Genomic DNA, 16,783 nt, shown 5'->3' on the forward strand with positions numbered 1-16,783 from the left:
CCCCGGCCGGGCCGATTGTGCAGTGCGGCTACCAGGACTTGAACCTGGGGCCTCTTCCTTATCAGGGAAGCGCTCTAACCGTCTGAGCTATAGCCGCGCGTTCGCTGCACCGAAAGATTAGCGCACTTCAGAGGCGTTCCCAAAATCGGTTCCCGGAGGCCCGCCCCGGGCCTCACTCGTCCTCGGCGAGCGTGAGCTCCACACCCCCGGCGATACCCGCCGACAGGTTGTAGATGAAGGAACCGAGCGTGGCCAGCGCGGTCGCCAGCACCACGTCGATCACCGCGATGACCGACGTGAACGCCAGCACCCTCGGCAGCGACAGGAAGGACCGCAGGTCGAAGCCGCCGCTCTCGCCGGAGCCGGTGGCCTCGCTGACCGCCCCGCCCACCGCGGCGAAGACCCCCATCGCGTTCATGACCATCCACAGCACCGCGACCGCCACGACCGTGCAGATGCCCAGCGCGATGGAGAGCAGGAAGCTGACCTTCATCACCGACCACGGATCGGCCCGCGCCACCCGCAGCCGGGCCTTACGGGTCCGCGGGGCCGTCCTGGCGCCCGTACGCGGCCTGCGGACCGTCTGCCCGCCGCCGGCCTGCCCGCCGGCGGTGGCGTACGCCTGCGGCGGCTGGTACGGCTGCTGGCGGCCGCCATGGGCCGGCTGGGCCTCTCCGGAGCGCGCAGGGGACTGATAACGCTCGTGAGGCTGTGGCTGTGGTTGACGGCTGTCGGTCACGGGTCCCCCCTGGTGTGCGCCCTCTTCTCGGGGGACGCTGTCGGAAATGGCGGAGCCACGGGCGCTGTCCGTCACGGTTACGGGCCCGGCCAGGAGCCGTCCTCAGCTCCTGGTCCACCCGTCGTAGCGCCCGTGGCTCCACTCACGACCTGCTCCTTGTGCTACTCCGCCGCGGGCTCGGTCCCCTCGGCGACCTCGGCCGCCGCGGTCTCCCCGGGCGCCTCGTCCCCGTCGACCTCTTCGGCCTCGCGACCCGCCTCGGCGTTCCGGGCGATACCGACGACGGCATCACGCTTGCCCAAGTTGATCAGCTGGACGCCCATGGTGTCACGGCCGGTCTCCCGGACCTCGTTGACCCGCGTACGGATCACGCCACCGCCGAGCGTGATCGCGAGGATCTCATCGGTCTCCTCGACGACCAGCGCGCCGACCAGTGAACCCCGGTCCTCGACGATCTTGGCGGCCTTGATGCCCAGACCACCGCGGCCCTGGACGCGGTACTCGTCGACCGCGGTGCGCTTGGCGTAGCCGCCGTCCGTGGCGGTGAAGACGAAGGTGCCGGCCCGGACCACGTTCATGGAGAGCAGCTCATCGCCCTCGCGGAAGCTCATGCCCTTCACACCGGAGGTGGCCCGGCCCATCGGGCGCAGCGCCTCGTCCGACGCCGTGAAGCGGATCGACTGGGCCTTCTTGCTGATCAGCAGGAGATCGTCGGCCTCCGACACCAGCTCGGCACCGATCAGCTCGTCGTCCGAGCCGTCCTGCTGCTCGCGCAGGTTGATCGCGATCACGCCGCCGGAGCGGGGCGAGTCGTAGTCCTTGAGCGGGGTCTTCTTCACCAGGCCGGCCTTGGTGGCGAGCACCAGGTACGGCGCGGCCTCGTAGTCGCGGACCGCCAGGATCTGGGCGATCTGCTCGTCCGGCTGGAAGGCGAGGAGGTTGGCCACGTGCTGGCCGCGGGCGTCCCGGCCCGCGTCGGGCAGCTCGTACGCCTTGACGCGGTAGACCCGGCCCTTGTTCGTGAAGAACAGCAGCCAGTGGTGGGTGGTGGAGACGAAGAAGTGGTCGACGATGTCGTCTTCCTTGAGCTTCGTGCCCCGGACGCCCTTGCCGCCGCGCTTCTGCGAGCGGTAGTCGTCGGTCTTGGTGCGCTTCACATAGCCGCCGCGGGTGATCGTGACGACGATGTCCTCCTCGGCGATGAGGTCCTCGATGGACATGTCGCCTTCGAAGGGCACCAGCTTGGAGCGCCGGTCGTCGCCGAACTTCTCGACGATCGCGGCGAGTTCCTCGCTGATGATCTGGCGCTGCCGCTCCGGCGAGGCCAGGATCGCGTTGTACTCGTTGATCTTGCGCTGGAGCTCGTCGTGCTCGGCGGTGATCTTCTGGCGCTCCAGGGCGGCCAGCCGGCGCAGCTGCATCTCCAGGATCGCGTTCGCCTGGATCTCGTCGATCTGCAGCAGGCCCATCAGGCCCTCGCGCGCCACGTCGACCGTCTCACTGCGCCGGATCAGCGCGATGACCTCGTCGATCGCGTCCAGCGCCTTGAGCAGACCGCGCAGGATGTGGGCCCGCTCCTCGGCCTTGCGCAGCCGGAACTTCGTCCGCCGGACGATGACCTCGATCTGGTGCGTGACCCAGTTGCGGATGAACGCGTCCAGGGAGAGCGTGCGCGGCACGCCGTCCACCAGGGCGAGCATGTTCGCACCGAAGTTGGTCTGGAGGTCGGTGTGCTTGTAGAGGTTGTTGAGGACGACCTTGGCGACCGCGTCCCGCTTGAGGACGATGACCAGGCGCTGGCCGGTGCGCGAGGAGGTCTCGTCGCGGACGTCCGCGATACCGCCGATCCTGCCGTCCTTGACCAGGTCGGCGATCTTCTGCGCGAGGTTGTCCGGGTTGACCTGGTAGGGCAGCTCGGTGACCACCAGGCACTGACGGTTCTGGATCTCCTCGACCTCGACCACCGCGCGCATGGTGATCGAACCACGGCCGGTGCGGTAGGCCTCCTCGATGCCCTTGCGGCCCACCACCAGCGCGCCGGTGGGGAAGTCCGGGCCCTTGATCCGCTCGATCAGCGCGTCCAGCAGCTCCTCGGGGGAGGCCTCCGGGTGCTCCAGCGCCCACTGGGCACCGGCGGCGACCTCGCGGAGGTTGTGCGGCGGGATGTTCGTGGCCATACCGACGGCGATGCCGGCCGAGCCGTTGATCAGCAGGTTGGGGAAGCGGGACGGCAGGACCGTCGGCTCCTGGTTACGGCCGTCGTAGTTGTCCTGGAAGTCGACGGTCTCCTCGTCGATGTCCCGGAGCATCTCCATCGACAGCGGTGCCATCTTGCACTCGGTGTACCGCATGGCCGCGGCCGGGTCGTTGCCCGGGGAGCCGAAGTTGCCGTTGGAGTCGACCAGCGGCATCCGCATCGACCACGGCTGCGCCAGGCGCACCAGCGCGTCGTAGATCGAGGAGTCGCCGTGCGGGTGGTACGTACCCATGACGTCGCCGACGACACGGGCGCACTTGTAGAAGCCCTTCTCGGGGCGGTAGCCGCCGTCGTACATCGCGTACAGGACGCGGCGGTGGACCGGCTTGAGGCCGTCCCGTACGTCCGGCAGCGCACGCGAGACGATGACGGACATCGCGTAGTCGAGGTAGGAGCGCTGCATCTCCGTCTCGAGCCCGACGGGCTCGACGCGCATCCCGACGCCTTCGATGGTGGCGGGCGCGCCCTCGGCGGTCACGCCGTCCGGGGTCACAGGGGGGTTCTCGTCGGCCATGGTGGTTCAAAGTCCTTTCGAGCTGCGGCTGTTGGAAGGGCCGACAGGGCTCAGATGTCGAGGAAGCGGACGTCCTTGGCGTTGCGCTGGATGAACGAGCGGCGCGCCTCGACGTCCTCGCCCATCAGCACCGAGAACAGGTCGTCGGCGCGGGCGGCGTCGTCCAGCGAGACCTGGCCGAGCACGCGGTGGTCGGTGTCCATGGTCGTCACGCGCAGCTCCTCGGCGTTCATCTCGCCGAGACCCTTGAACCGCTGGACCGAGTCGTCCTTGATCCGCTTGCCGTTCCGCTTGCCGAGCTCGATCAGGTGGTCGCGTTCCGGGTCGGAGTAGGCGTACTCGAAGTCGTCCCGGCCCCACTTGATCTTGTACAGCGGCGGGCGGGAGAGGTAGACGTGGCCGGCCTCGACCAGCGGGCGCATGAAGCGGAAGAGGAACGTCAGCAGCAGGGTGTTGATGTGCTGACCGTCGACGTCGGCGTCCGCCATCAAGATGATCTTGTGGTAGCGGAGCTTCTCGATGTCGAAGTCCTCGTGCACGCCCGTGCCGAACGCCGAGATCAGCGCCTGGACCTCGTTGTTCTGGAGGATCTTGTCGACCCGGGCCTTCTCGACGTTGAGGATCTTGCCTCGGATCGGCAGGATCGCCTGGTACTCCGGGTTGCGGCCGGACTTGGCCGAGCCGCCGGCGGAGTCACCCTCGACGATGAAGATCTCGCACTTGGTCGGGTCGTTGGACTGGCAGTCGCTCAGCTTGCCCGGCAGCGACGCGGTCTCCAGCAGGCCCTTGCGGCGGGTCAGATCGCGCGCCTTACGGGCGGCCACCCGGGCGGTCGCCGCCTGGATGCCCTTGCGGATGATGTCCGCGGCCTCGTTGGGGTTGCGGTCCAGCCAGTCGTTGAGGTGCTCGTGGACCACCTTCTGGACGAAGGTCTTGACCTCGGTGTTGCCCAGCTTGGTCTTGGTCTGGCCCTCGAACTGCGGCTCGGCGAGCTTGACCGAGATGATCGCCGTCAGACCCTCGCGGATGTCCTCACCCGTGAGGTTGTCGTCCTTCTCGCGCAGCAGCTTCTTGTCGCGTGCGTAGCGGTTGATCAAACCGGTCAGCGCGGCGCGGAAGCCCTCCTCGTGGGTGCCGCCCTCGTGGGTGTGGATGATGTTCGCGAAGCTGTAGACACCCTCGCTGTACTGGGTGTTCCACTGCATCGCGAGGTCGACGGAGAGGTTGCGCTCCTTGTCCTCGGCCTCCACCGAGACCACCGTCGGGTGCACCAGCTCGCCCTTGCGCGAGTTGAGGTACTTCACGAAGTCGACGATGCCGCCCTCGTAGTGGTACCGCACCGAGAGCGGCTTGCCGTCCTCGTCCACGTGGTCCGGGCGCTCGTCCTTGAGCGAGATGGCCAGCCCCTTGTTGAGGAAGGCCATCTCCTGGAAGCGCCGCGAGAGCGTCTCGAAGCTGTAGGTGGTGGTCTCGAAGATGTCGCCGTCGGCCCAGAACGTCACCGACGTGCCGGTCTCCTCCGTGGCCTCGTGCTTGGCCAGCGGAGCGGTCGGCACACCCTGCTTGTACTCCTGGGTCCAGCGGTAGCCGTCCGTGCGGATCTCGACCGCGACCCGCTGCGAGAGGGCGTTCACGACGGAGACACCGACGCCGTGCAGACCACCGGAGACCGCGTAGCCGCCGCCGCCGAACTTGCCGCCGGCGTGCAGCACCGTCAGCACGACCTCGACCGCCGGCTTGTTCTCGGACGGCACGATGCCGACGGGGATACCGCGGCCGTTGTCGACGACCCGGACACCGCCGTCCTGCAGGATCGTCACGTCAATGGTGTCCGCGTACCCGGCCAGCGCCTCGTCGACGGAGTTGTCGACGACCTCCTGCACCAGGTGGTGCAGACCGCGTTCGCCGGTCGAGCCGATGTACATGCCGGGGCGCTTACGAACCGCGTCCAGGCCTTCGAGGACGGTGATCGCGCTGGCGTCGTACGACTTCTCCACCGAGGAGTCGCCCATCGCGCCGGCAGAAACCCCCTCTTCGGTAGAAGCCGTGTTGTTCTCGTTGAGGTCGCCGGAGTCGGCCACGAAGCGCCCTTTCTGGCACAGCACAAGCCTTTCCGCGCCAGTGGGGTCACCCCAGGAGGACAGGCGGGAGCGGCTGCGTCGTTCTGTGTTAGTCGACGTATCCCGCGAGCAAGCGGGATTGCTCACCAGTGTACCGGTGGCGCCGACACTCATGGGGGTTTGCAGGCACCTGAGTCGTCATGTGCCGCCCTGAACTGCGGTCCGCCGAATCCCCATATCCGAGAAGGGGCCTCAGGACGCTCACACCGGCACTCAGCGCTTCCGACTGTCAACCGGCGGCTACCGTGAGCGGAGTCTCATCCGCCCCAGGGGTTGACCGGTGTCCTCGGCGTCATCCGTAGGTGTCCCCCGGCCCCCGGCTGCCGGGCGCGCGCAGCGCTCCGTACCGGCGGGCGGGGCCTCCCGGACCCAGCACCTTGATCAGCTTTACGGTGCCGTGGCCCAGGTCCTCGTTGAGACGGGCCACCAGCGTCGGGGCCAGCAGCCGCAGCTGCGTCGCCCACGCCGTCGAATCGCACTGCACCGTCAGGACCCGGGCGTCCTCGTCGTACCGCTGCGGCTCGCAGTGCTGGGCCACCTCGGGCCCCACCAGCTGCGGCCAGCGCCCCATCACCCCGCCGACCGCCGCCGGGGTCTCCCAGCCGCGCTCCGTGATCAGCCGGTTGATCGCCGCACCGAGCGGCAGCGGGTCGCGGCCGTCCGCGCGCGCGCCGGAGCGCAACCCACCGCGCCGGGCCTGCTTCTTCTGCTGCGCCGCCGCGCCCCGGGCACGCGCCTGCTCCTTGGCCGCCACGAGCGCCTGCCGGGCCAGATCCACGCCGGAGAGCTCCGGGGGCTTGGGCTGGTCGGACCGTTCCTCGCTCACGACGTCACCTTGTTCATGACCTTGTTCATGGGATTGCCGTGATCATGGAGCACCATGGAGCACCTTCATCATGGGGTCACTGATCACGAGGTTGCTGATCATGAGGTTGCTGATCACGGGGTGACTTTCTCCGCCGCGCCTTCGGACACCGCGTAGCGCGCGCCGGCCAGCTCCCCGGGCACATCGTCGGCCACCGCGGCGGTCACCAGCACCTGCTCGCCCGGCGCCACCAGCTCCGCCAGCCGCTGCCGGCGCCGCGCGTCCAGCTCGGCGAAGACGTCGTCAAGGACGAGCACCGGCTCATTGCCCTCGCTCCGCAGCAGATCGTACGAGGCCAGCCGCAGCGCCAGCGCGTACGACCAGGACTCGCCATGGCTGGCGTAGCCCTTGGCCGGCAGCTGCCCCAGCTTCAGCACCAGATCGTCCCGGTGCGGGCCGACCAGCGTCACCCCGCGCTCGATCTCCTGCTTACGGGCCTCGCCGAGCGCGGCCAGCAGCGCGCCGTACAGCTCCTCGCGGGTCGTCGCGGCGGCCATCGCCTCGCCCGCCGAGCCGCGGTACTCCAGCGCCAACGGGCCGCCGCCCGGAGCCAGTTGCTCATAGGCCTTGTCGGCGAGCGGCTGCAGCGCGGCGATCAGGTCGAGGCGCTGCGCCAGCAGCTCGGCGCCCGCGCGGGCCAGATGCTGGTCCCATACGTCCAGCGTCGACAGGTCCAGCTGGCGGCCGCCGTGCCGCCGGGCCAGCGCCGCCGTCTTCAACAGGGTGTTGCGCTGCTTGAGGACGCGGTCGTAGTCCGCACGCACCCCGGCCATCCGCGGGGAGCGCGCGGTGATCAGCTCGTCCAGGAACCGCCGGCGCTCGCCCGGGTCGCCCTTGACCAGCGCCAGATCCTCCGGTGCGAACAGCACGGTACGGACGATGCCGAGCACATCACGCGGCCTGACCTGCGAGGACCTGTTGATACGGGCGCGGTTGGCCTTGCCCGGGTTCAGCTCCAGCTCGATCAGCTGCTGCCGTTCCCCCTGGACGACCGCGGCCCGGATGATCGCCCGCTGGGCGCCCATCCGCACCAGCGGGGCGTCCGAGGAGACCCGGTGGCTGCCGAGCGTGGCGAGGTAGCCGACCGCCTCGACCAGGTTGGTCTTGCCCTGCCCGTTGGGGCCCACGAACGCCGTGACGCCCGGGTCGAGCGGGACCTCGACCCGGGCGTACGAGCGGAAGTCGGCGAGCGACAGATGCGATACGTGCATGGCGGTGCGCCGACCTCCCCTGGCTGCTTCCTGTTCCTGCTGCTTGCTGTGTGCTGCTCGTTACTTCTTGCTGCTGCTCGCTACTTCTTGCTCTCGACCGCGTGGCCGCCGAACTGGTTGCGCAGCGCGGCGATCATCTTCATCTGCGGCGAGTCCTCCTGGCGGGAGGCGAAGCGGGCGAAGAGCGAGGCCGTGATCGCGGGCAGCGGTACCGCGTTGTCGATGGCGGCTTCCACAGTCCACCGGCCCTCGCCGCTGTCCTGTGCATAACCGCGCAGCTTCTCCAGGTGCTCGTCGTCGTCCAGCGCGTTGACCGCCAGGTCGAGCAGCCAGGAGCGGATGACCGTGCCCTCCTGCCAGGAGCGGAAGATCTCGCGCACGTCCGTGACGGAGTCGACCTTCTCCAGCAGCTCCCAGCCCTCGGCGAAGGCCTGCATCATCGCGTACTCGATGCCGTTGTGGACCATCTTCGCGAAGTGGCCGGCGCCGACCTTGCCGGCGTGCACCGAGCCGAACTCGCCCTCGGGCTTGAGCGCGTCGAAGACCGGCTGCACCTTGGCGACATCGGCCGCCTCGCCGCCGTACATCAGCGCATAGCCGTTCTCCAGGCCCCAGACGCCGCCGGAGACGCCGCAGTCGACGAAGCCGATGCCCTTGGCCTTGAGCTCCTCGGCGTGCTTCTCGTCGTCGGTCCAGCGGGAGTTGCCGCCGTCCACGACGACATCGCCCGGCGAGAGCAGCTCGGCCAGTTCGTCGATCGTGGACTGGGTGGCGGCGCCGGCCGGCACCATGACCCAGATGACGCGGGGGCCCTGCAGCCCGTCCACCATCTCCTTCAGGCTGTGGACATCCGCGAGATCCGGATTGCGGTCGTAACCGATGACCGTGTGGCCTGCGCGGCGGATGCGCTCGCGCATATTGCCGCCCATCTTGCCGAGACCGACGAGACCGAGCTCCATCAGAGACCCTCTTTGCACATAGTCGTTGCCCTTGAATCCTGACCTACGACGAGCCTACGCCCGGCCGCGCACGCACACCTGTGGGCTCGGCCGCTCATTCGCCGCAGGTCAGAGGCGTCGTCCGCGTGACTGATCGGTCACCGCCGGACGGGCCGGTACGTCCCGCGACGGATCCGCCGCGGGACCGGGCACCCAGCTCCCAGCCGGTCAGCCGGACAGCCGCACGGGCATGATCAGGTACTTGTACGCGTCGTCCGCCTCGGCGTCCTTGGCCGGGCGGCCGCTGAGCAGCGCGGGCTTGGTGGACGTCGTGAAGGACAGCTGGGCCACCGCGGAGTCGATGGCCGACAGGCCCTCCAGGAGGAAGCCGGGGTTGAAGGCGATCGAGATGTCGTCGCCGTCCAGATCGGCGTCGACCCTCTCCACAGCCTGTGCATCGTCGCTGGAGCCGGCCTCCAGGATCAGCACGCCCTGCTCGAAGCTCAGCCGGACCGGGGTGTTCCGCTCGGCCACCAGCGCCACACGCTTGACGGCCTCCACGAACGGGGCGGTCTCGATCACGGCGACCGAATTGAACTCGGTCGGGAAGAGCGTGCGGTACTTCGGCAGGTCGCCTTCCAGCAGACGTGTGGTCGTCCGCCGCCCGGCGCCCTCGAAACCGATCAGGCCCTCGCCCTGGCCGGAGCCGGACAGCGCCAGCGTGACGGTGTCACCGCTGCTCAGCGACTTGGCGGTGTCCAGCAGCGTCTTGGCGGGGACCAGCGCGACCGCGGAGGCGTCCGGGCTCTCCGGCTTCCACAGGAACTCGCGCACCGCGAAGCGGTAGCGGTCGGTGGAGGCCAGGGTGACCGTGTCGCCCTCGATCTCGATCCGTACGCCGGTGAGCACCGGGAGGGTGTCGTCACGGCCGGCGGCGATGGCCACCTGGGAGACGGCCGAGGCGAAGACCTCACCCGGGACGGTGCCGGTGGCGGTGGGCATCGTCGGCAGGGCCGGGTACTCCTCCACAGGAAGGGTGTGGAGGGTGAAGCGGGAGGAGCCGCAGACGACGGTCACTCGTACACCGTCGGTGGAAATCTCCACCGGGCGGTTCGGGAGCGCCCGGCAGATGTCGGCGAGCAGCCGGCCGGAGACCAGGACCGTGCCCTCGTCCTCCACCTCGGCCTCGACCGAGACCCGCGCCGAGACCTCGTAGTCGAAGCCGGAGAGGCTCAGTGCGCCCTCCTCCGCCTTCAGGAGCAGGCCCGCGAGGACGGGCACCGGCGGACGGGCCGGGAGGCTCTTGGCCGCCCAGGCCACTGCCTCCGCGAGTACATCGCGCTCCACCCGGATCTTCACCGGAAACCGCCTCCTGCTGTTGCTGCTGTCGCTGGCTCTCGCCCTGCTGGTGATCTTCGTCGGCTGAGGTGCCGGAGACCAGTCTGACGTACGCCACCGACAGTCGGTGCGGCTCGGGGTCAAGTCGGCTCGGCCGGGTCCGGAGGCCTCGGTGCCGACTTGTGCACAGGCCCCGTTTCCGAGCGAGTTTCCCGGTAGACATCCGTGGTCGTAGTAGTAGGCCTTGTGGAAACCGTGGACAACTGCTTTCGCGCAGGTCAGCACGGATTTTTTATCCACTGCCCCTGTGGGTGGCAGCCGTGGAAAAACCGGCGTTGCTGTGGACCGCCGAAAGTTCTGCACACCCCATACACAGGGAACGGCCACTTCTCCCCAGTGCCATCCCCAGCTTTACCCCGGTTCCCCACAGCCCAACCCAGCAACTTGATGTGACGGCTTTCACTCGGCGTGGTGAGTGCGGGTGTTGTGTTGCCGAACAGTGGACAGCGGTGTGGAGAAGCTGGTGATCGCTGGGGACAACAGCGTCTCAGCTGTGGGCGGCCGGTGGACAAGCCGTCCACCTCCCTGTGGACGAAGTCGTTGTCCACACCCTGTGGAAACCGTTTGGCCACAAATCCCCAAGCTGCTGACCTCGTCCGATGCCCCGTCAGCCCACCGGCCTGTGGATCCCACAGGGATAACTTTCCTCTCCCCAGGGTGTGGACGGAAGATTCTTGCCCAATCTGTGGAGAGAGGCCGTGACCAGGCACGGAATCGAACAGAGTCGGCGTGCTCCACAGCTTCGGGATGGGTGCGGAACAGGATCGGGACGGGCGCGGGAGGGGCTCGGGGCGGGCTCGGGACGTGCTCGGGAGGCGCCCGCCGCCGTCTTCGTACGGCGAAGGGCGCCCCGGGAGCGGGTCCCGGAGCGCCCTGGAAGCGCCTGCGGCAGCGGCCTCAGCCGTTCTTGATGCGGTTGGTCAGTTCGGTGACCTGGTTGTAGATCGAGCGGCGCTCGGCCATCAGCGCGCGGATCTTGCGGTCCGCGTGCATCACGGTCGTATGGTCCCGCCCGCCGAACTGCGCGCCGATCTTCGGCAGCGAGAGATCGGTCAGCTCACGGCAGAGGTACATGGCGATCTGCCGGGCGGTGACGAGCACCCTGCTGCGCGAGGAGCCGCACAGATCGTCGATGGTCAGCCCGAAGTAGTCGGCGGTGGACGCCATGATCGCGGTTGCCGTGATCTCCGGTGCGGCGTCCTCGCCCCCGGGGATCAGGTCCTTCAGCACGATCTCGGTGAGCCCCAGATCCACCGGCTGCCGGTTGAGCGAGGCGAACGCGGTCACCCGGATCAGCGCGCCCTCCAGCTCGCGGATGTTGCGCGAGATCCGGGACGCGATGAACTCCAGCACCTCCGGCGGTGCGTTCAGCTGCTCCTGTACCGCCTTCTTACGGAGGATGGCGATCCGGGTCTCCAGCTCGGGCGGCTGGACGTCGGTGATCAGGCCCCACTCGAAGCGGTTGCGCAGCCGGTCCTCCAGGGTGACCAGCTGCTTGGGCGGCCGGTCGGAGGACAGCACGATCTGCTTGTTCGCGTTGTGCAGCGTATTGAAGGTGTGGAAGAACTCCTCCTGCGTCGACTCCTTGCTCGCCAGGAACTGGATGTCGTCGACCAGCAGGATGTCCATGTCGCGGTAGCGCTTGCGGAACGCGTCCGCCTTGCCGTCGCGGATGGAGTTGATGAACTCGTTGGTGAACTCCTCCGAGCTCACATACCGCACCCGGGTGCCCGGATACAGGCTCCGTGCGTAGTGCCCGATCGCATGCAGCAGGTGGGTCTTGCCGAGGCCCGACTCCCCATAGATGAACAGGGGGTTGTACGCCTTGGCCGGTGCCTCGGCGACGGCGACCGCGGCCGCGTGCGCGAAGCGGTTCGAGGCTCCGATGACGAAGGTGTCGAAGAGGTACTTCGGGTTCAGCCGCGCGGTCGGCTCACCGGGGCCGGTCGCCGGCGCGGGCTGCGCGGCGAGCGGACCGGGCGCACCGCTGGGCGCGGAAGGGGCGCCGCCGGAGCGGCCGTTGTGGTTGGTGTGACTGTTGTGGCCACCGGGCTGGTGTTCGGGGAGATCGCGGCGCTGCTGCTCGTACGCGGGGTGCGGGGCGTCGGCGCGCTGCGGCGGCCCGCTGTGCTCGGGTGCCTGCGGGCGGTAGTCGCTCTGCGCCTGCTGGTGCTGCGGTACGGGGGAGGACGGCGAGCCATAGGGCTCGCGCCACTGCTCCGGGGCCGGTTCGCGCTCGGGGAAGCCGCCGAGGTGCTGCTGCTGCCAGCCGTAGTCGTCGCGGGGGCCGGGGCCGCCGGCCATCGTGCCGGAGTGCTGCGGCCAGGCGCCGGGCTCGTGCCGGGGCTGCTGGTACTCGGGGTAGGCGGGCCGGACGTGGGGCAGGTCGTCGCCTTGGTGGCCGTACCCCTGCCGGGTTTCGTGCCGCGGCTCGTAGTCGTACGCGTCGTGCTGCTGCGGTGCCGGACGCTGCTGGTGGTGCGGGGGCTGCTGGGACTGATGGGCCTGCTGGGGCGACTGGTGCTGCTGTGATGCGGCCGGGGACGGCGCCGGGGGTGCCTCGGAGGAGTCGTCCACGGTGATCGCGATCCGGATCGGGCGGCCGCACTCATGGCTGAGGGCCTCCCCGATCAGCGGCGCCAGCCGGCCTTCGAGCACGCCCTTGGCGAATTCGTTGGGGACGGCGAGCAGCGCGGTGTCGGCCACCAGCGCCAGCGGCTGGGTGCGCTTCAGCCAGTCCTGGTCCTTGGGCTTGAGGCCATCGGCCTCCGCACGGAGGAGATGATCGAGGACGCGCGGCCACACTGCGGCAAGATCGGCAGGTACATCAGCCACAGGGCACGCTCTCTCACAGTCCCACGAATGTGTGATTCTCAGGACGGGCGGGAAGGAAATGAAGTTCAGCCACGGTAGTCAGGGCGGGCCTGGGGATTCAAGTTGTTGTCCACAGGCTGTGCATACTGTGTCCTGACAAGGGTCCGCGCGGGCTCCGGTGGAGCGGGTTTGACCGGATGGCGTAGCCGCGCGTACCGTGACCAGGTCGAGTTGTCGATGGCTGCTGCCGCCTGCCTCCGATGGGCAAAGATCGCGCACTGGGCGATCGTGAAGCGGTGCACTCGGGCGTTGCGAGCTACTCGTGGGCGCACGGTGACAGCCAACGACGCCCCACATCTGTCTCAGCCCTGAGACAACAAGCATTTCTGGAGCCCCCGAGTGAGCAAGCGCACCTTCCAGCCGAACAACCGCCGCCGCGCGAAGACCCACGGCTTCCGTCTGCGCATGCGGACCCGCGCCGGTCGCGCCATCCTCGCGTCCCGCCGTGGCAAGGGTCGCGCCCGCCTGTCGGCCTGAGCAGCCTGAACCTAGGTCCATGACGTGCTGCCTACCGAAAATCGGCTGAGGCGGCGCGAGGACTTCGCGACCGCGGTACGCCGGGGACGCAGGGCCGGGCGCCCGCTCCTTGTCGTGCATTGTCGTAGCGGTGCAACGGACCCGCACGCGCCGGGGGAAGAGATCCCCCCACCGCGTGCGGGTTTCGTCGTGAGCAAGGCCATTGGCACCGCGGTCGTGCGCAACAAGGTCAAGCGGAGGCTGCGCCATCTCGTGCGTGACCGGCTGGACCGGCTGCCCGCCGGTAGCCTGGTGGTCGTACGGGCCCTGCCCGGCGCGGGTGACGCGGATCACGACCAGCTGGCCCGCGACCTGGACGCCGCCCTCGGGCGGCTGCTGGGAGGGGCGCCGAAAGGCTGCAATCCCCCGGGGGCCGCGACCGGCAGCGGCCGCGCCGCGGGACCCGGGAACCCCGGACGGGGCCCGGGAGGGAGCGCACAGTGAAGTACCCGCTGCTGCTTTTGATCAAGATCTACCAGTGGACCATCAGCCCGCTGCTGGGCCCGGTCTGCAAGTACTACCCGTCGTGCTCGCACTATGGCTACACGGCCATCGACCGGCACGGCGCGGTGAAAGGGACTGCGCTGACAGTCTGGCGCATCCTGCGCTGCAACCCGTGGTCGCTCGGTGGCGTCGACCACGTCCCTCCCCGGAAGCGTCCGGTCTGGCATCAGCGGCTGAGGAGCCGTCTGGGTGGGACTGCTGTCCATGAGCCCGCCGCCCAGCCCGAGACTCAGCCCAACGCCCAAGGAGCCTGATTCGTGGACACGATCCTGAATCCTCTCTATATCGCCGTTTCCTGGATCATCGTCCAGTTCCACTCGTTCTACAGCCTGATCTTCAACGAGAACAGTGGCGCGGCGTGGGGTCTGTCCATCGTCTCGCTGGTGGTGCTGATCCGTATCTGCCTGATCCCGCTCTTTGTGAAGCAGATCAAGTCGACGCGGAACATGCAGGCGCTCCAGCCGAAGATGAAGGCGATCCAGGAGCGCTACAAGAGCGACAAGCAGCGCCAGTCCGAAGAGATGATGAAGCTCTACAAGGAGACGGGCACCAACCCGCTCTCGAGCTGTCTCCCGATTCTGGCCCAGTCGCCGTTCTTCATCTCGCTGTACCAGGTCCTGAACCACATCGCGCAGAACAAGGTGGTCGGTGTCATCGACCAGCCTCTGCTGGAGAGCGCGCAGAAGGCGCACATCTTCGGTGCCCCGCTGGCGGCGAAGTTCAACGACACCGCGGCCAAGCTCGATGCGCTCGGCGCCTCGCTGACCGACGTCCGGGTCGTCACGATCATCATGGTCGTGCTGATGTCGCTGTCGCAGTTCTACACGCAGCGCCAGCTGATGACGAAGAACGTCGACCTGACGGTGAAGACGCCGTTCATGCAGCAGCAGAAGATGCTGATGTACGTCTTCCCGGTCATGTTCGCCCTCTTCGGTCTCTTCGTCCCGGGCTTCCCGGTCGGTGTGCTCGTCTACTGGCTGACCACCAACGTGTGGACCATGGGCCAGCAGATGTTCGTCATCCGTCGTAACCCGACTCCGGGCAGCAAGGCCTTCGTGGAGCGCCAGGAGCGGCTGCGGGCCAAGGGCAAGCTCGTGGAGAGCCCGGCCGAGATCGAGGCGAAGCAGGCCGCCGAGGAGGCACGCCAGAACCGCCAGCAGCCCAAGCGTCAGACGAAGGCCAAGCGGCAGGCCGGTGGCGCTGCCCCGGCCGGCGGGCAGCGGACGCGGGCGCGCTCCGGCCAGGGCGCTGCGGAGCAGCCGTCGCTGGAGAAGAAGGACGCGCAGGACGGCAAGGAGAAGGGCGGCGCCTCCGGGTCCCGTACCGCCAAGTCCGGTCAGCGCAAGGGCCAGCAGCGCCCCAAGCACCCGTCCAAGAAGTAAGAAGGAGTCCTTTCGTGACGGACACGAACCCTGCCGCCGAGGGCACCGACACCCTGACCCGCTTGGAGCAGGAAGGCGAGATCGCGGCCGACTACCTCGAGGGTCTGCTGGACATCGCCGACCTCGATGGCGATATCGACATGGACGTCGAGGCCGACCGTGCCGCGGTGTCGATCATCGGCGATACGTCCAGCCGTGACCTGCAGAAGCTCGTGGGTCGCGACGGCGAGGTGCTGGAGGCGCTGCAGGAGCTGACCCGGCTGGCCGTGCACCGGGAAACCGGGGACCGCAGCCGTCTGATGCTGGACATCGCGGGCTACCGTGCGCGCAAGCGCGAGCAGCTCACGAAGATCGGAGCGAAGGCGGCGGAGGAGGCCCGGGGTACCGGTGAGCCGGTGAAGCTGGACCCGATGACGCCGTTCGAGCGCAAGGTCGTCCATGACGCGGTGGCGGCGGCGGGCCTCCGGAGCGAGTCCGAGGGCGAGGAGCCGCAGCGCCGAGTGGTTGTCCTCCCGGCCTGACCGCTCAGCGCGTCCGTTTTCTTTGGCCCCGTCTGCTCGCAGGCGGGGCCAAAAGTTGTCAGCGTTCTGTGTTATTCCGGGTGCGCAGGCCTGCGTAGGCCCGGTTCCCGACAGGAAAAGCAGTCCAGAGGAAGGGCGGTTCCCGTGGCGGAGGCAGCAGCGGAGCTCCCTCCTGCGCCGAAGGCGGCGCAGGAGGTATTCGGCGAGCGCTTTCCAGAGGCTGTGCGGTACGGCGAACTGCTCGCCGACGCCGGTGTGACGCGAGGGCTGATCGGCCCGCGTGAGGTGCCGCGGCTGTGGGAGCGGCATCTGCTGAACTGCGCGGTGCTCTCCGAGGTGGTGCCCGAGGGCGTCTCGGTCTGTGATGTGGGGTCGGGTGCCGGGCTGCCCGGTATCCCGCTGGCTCTGGTGCGTCCGGATCTGAAGATCATGCTTCTGGAGCCGTTGCTGCGACGGACGACCTTCCTGCAGGAGGTCGTCGAACTGCTCGGCCTCGACCATGTCACGGTCGTGCGGGGGCGGGCCGAAGAGGTCATGGGGAAGATTCCGCAGGTGCATGTGGTGACCGCGCGTGCGGTTGCTCCGCTCGACCGGCTGGCCGGCTGGGGCGTCCCGCTGCTGCGTCCGTACGGGGAGATGCTGGCGCTCAAGGGCGATGCCGCGGAGGAGGAGCTGAAGGGCGCCCGGGCGGCGCTGGGCAAGCTGGGCGTGGTGGCGACCTCGGTGGTGCATGTCGGCGAGGGGATTGTGGATCCGCCGTCGACCGTGGTGCGGGTCGAGGTGGGCGAGAGCCCTGGTGGAGTGCGCTTCGCGGCCAAGCGGGCGAAGGCGGCACGCGCCAGCCGTGCGTCGAGGGGGCGCCGGCGCTGAGGCGTTCGGGCCGGAGGAATCCGGCCCGGCATGGTGGTGAGGTGCGCACCGTTCCGCGAAACAGGGGAATGAGC

The 16,783-nt window shown here is 68.7% G+C and carries 13 protein-coding genes, 1 tRNA gene and 1 pseudogene; 6 read left to right on the plus strand and 9 right to left on the minus strand.

Annotation, left to right across the window (positions count from 1 at the left end; all coding sequences use genetic code 11):
* Window positions 1-23: 23 nt before the first annotated feature.
* The 9 genes from ACFY12_RS14135 to dnaA all read right to left on the minus strand — a co-directional run bounded on the left by ACFY12_RS14135 (window position 24) and on the right by dnaA (window position 12,877).
* Window positions 24-97 (minus strand) — tRNA-Ile (locus ACFY12_RS14135).
* A 75-nt stretch (window positions 98-172) separates the two neighbouring features.
* Window positions 173-739 carry a DUF3566 domain-containing protein gene (locus tag ACFY12_RS14140; protein WP_390716046.1) on the minus strand — a complete coding sequence of 189 codons (567 nt, stop codon included), beginning with the start codon at window positions 737-739 and terminating at the stop codon, window positions 173-175.
* Between the two features lie 161 nt (window positions 740-900).
* On the minus strand, window positions 901-3,510 hold the full coding sequence (gene gyrA / locus ACFY12_RS14145) for a DNA gyrase subunit A (protein ID WP_390716047.1): 2,610 nt from the start codon (window positions 3,508-3,510) through the stop codon (window positions 901-903).
* Between the two features lie 50 nt (window positions 3,511-3,560).
* Entirely contained in the window at window positions 3,561-5,615 is a 2,055-nt protein-coding gene (gene gyrB / locus ACFY12_RS14150) for a DNA topoisomerase (ATP-hydrolyzing) subunit B (protein WP_390716048.1), read from the minus strand.
* A 307-nt stretch (window positions 5,616-5,922) separates the two neighbouring features.
* Entirely contained in the window at window positions 5,923-6,456 is a 534-nt protein-coding gene (locus ACFY12_RS14155) for a DUF721 domain-containing protein (RefSeq protein WP_390716049.1), read from the minus strand.
* Window positions 6,457-6,569: 113 nt separating this feature from the next.
* A complete protein-coding gene (recF, locus tag ACFY12_RS14160; protein WP_390716050.1) occupies window positions 6,570-7,706 on the minus strand; it encodes a DNA replication/repair protein RecF in 1,137 nt (378 codons plus the stop codon).
* An 80-nt stretch (window positions 7,707-7,786) separates the two neighbouring features.
* A complete protein-coding gene (gene gnd, locus ACFY12_RS14165; protein ID WP_390716051.1) occupies window positions 7,787-8,665 on the minus strand; it encodes a phosphogluconate dehydrogenase (NAD(+)-dependent, decarboxylating) in 879 nt (292 codons plus the stop codon).
* Window positions 8,666-8,872: 207 nt separating this feature from the next.
* The gene (gene dnaN, locus ACFY12_RS14170) at window positions 8,873-10,003 is read right to left on the minus strand and encodes a DNA polymerase III subunit beta (RefSeq protein ID WP_390716052.1); all 1,131 of its coding nucleotides are present in this window, start codon (window positions 10,001-10,003) and stop codon (window positions 8,873-8,875) included.
* A gap of 936 nt (window positions 10,004-10,939) precedes the next feature.
* Window positions 10,940-12,877 carry a chromosomal replication initiator protein DnaA gene (dnaA, locus tag ACFY12_RS14175; protein ID WP_390716053.1) on the minus strand — a complete coding sequence of 646 codons (1,938 nt, stop codon included), beginning with the start codon at window positions 12,875-12,877 and terminating at the stop codon, window positions 10,940-10,942.
* Window positions 12,878-13,255: 378 nt separating this feature from the next.
* Between dnaA and rpmH the strand changes: the two genes are divergently transcribed.
* The 6 genes and pseudogenes from rpmH to rsmG all read left to right on the plus strand — a co-directional run bounded on the left by rpmH (window position 13,256) and on the right by rsmG (window position 16,709).
* On the plus strand, window positions 13,256-13,393 hold the full coding sequence (rpmH, locus tag ACFY12_RS14180; RefSeq protein WP_003949374.1) for a 50S ribosomal protein L34: 138 nt from the start codon (window positions 13,256-13,258) through the stop codon (window positions 13,391-13,393).
* Between the two features lie 24 nt (window positions 13,394-13,417).
* Window positions 13,418-13,786 (plus strand): annotated as a pseudogene (rnpA, locus tag ACFY12_RS14185) (ribonuclease P protein component); the annotation flags it as partial.
* Window positions 13,787-13,872: 86 nt separating this feature from the next.
* Entirely contained in the window at window positions 13,873-14,190 is a 318-nt protein-coding gene (yidD, locus tag ACFY12_RS14190; RefSeq protein WP_066929178.1) for a membrane protein insertion efficiency factor YidD, read from the plus strand.
* 3 nt (window positions 14,191-14,193) lie between these two features.
* Complete coding sequence (gene yidC / locus ACFY12_RS14195) at window positions 14,194-15,318, plus strand: membrane protein insertase YidC (protein ID WP_390716054.1); 1,125 nt, start codon at window positions 14,194-14,196, stop codon at window positions 15,316-15,318.
* A 14-nt stretch (window positions 15,319-15,332) separates the two neighbouring features.
* Entirely contained in the window at window positions 15,333-15,839 is a 507-nt protein-coding gene (locus ACFY12_RS14200) for a protein jag (protein WP_390716055.1), read from the plus strand.
* Window positions 15,840-15,983: 144 nt separating this feature from the next.
* The gene (gene rsmG / locus ACFY12_RS14205; RefSeq protein ID WP_390716056.1) at window positions 15,984-16,709 is read left to right on the plus strand and encodes a 16S rRNA (guanine(527)-N(7))-methyltransferase RsmG; all 726 of its coding nucleotides are present in this window, start codon (window positions 15,984-15,986) and stop codon (window positions 16,707-16,709) included.
* The last annotated feature ends 74 nt before the right edge of the window (window positions 16,710-16,783 follow it).

This window comes from Streptomyces sp. NPDC001339 (assembly GCF_042895955.1).
Taxonomy (GTDB): domain Bacteria; phylum Actinomycetota; class Actinomycetes; order Streptomycetales; family Streptomycetaceae; genus Streptomyces.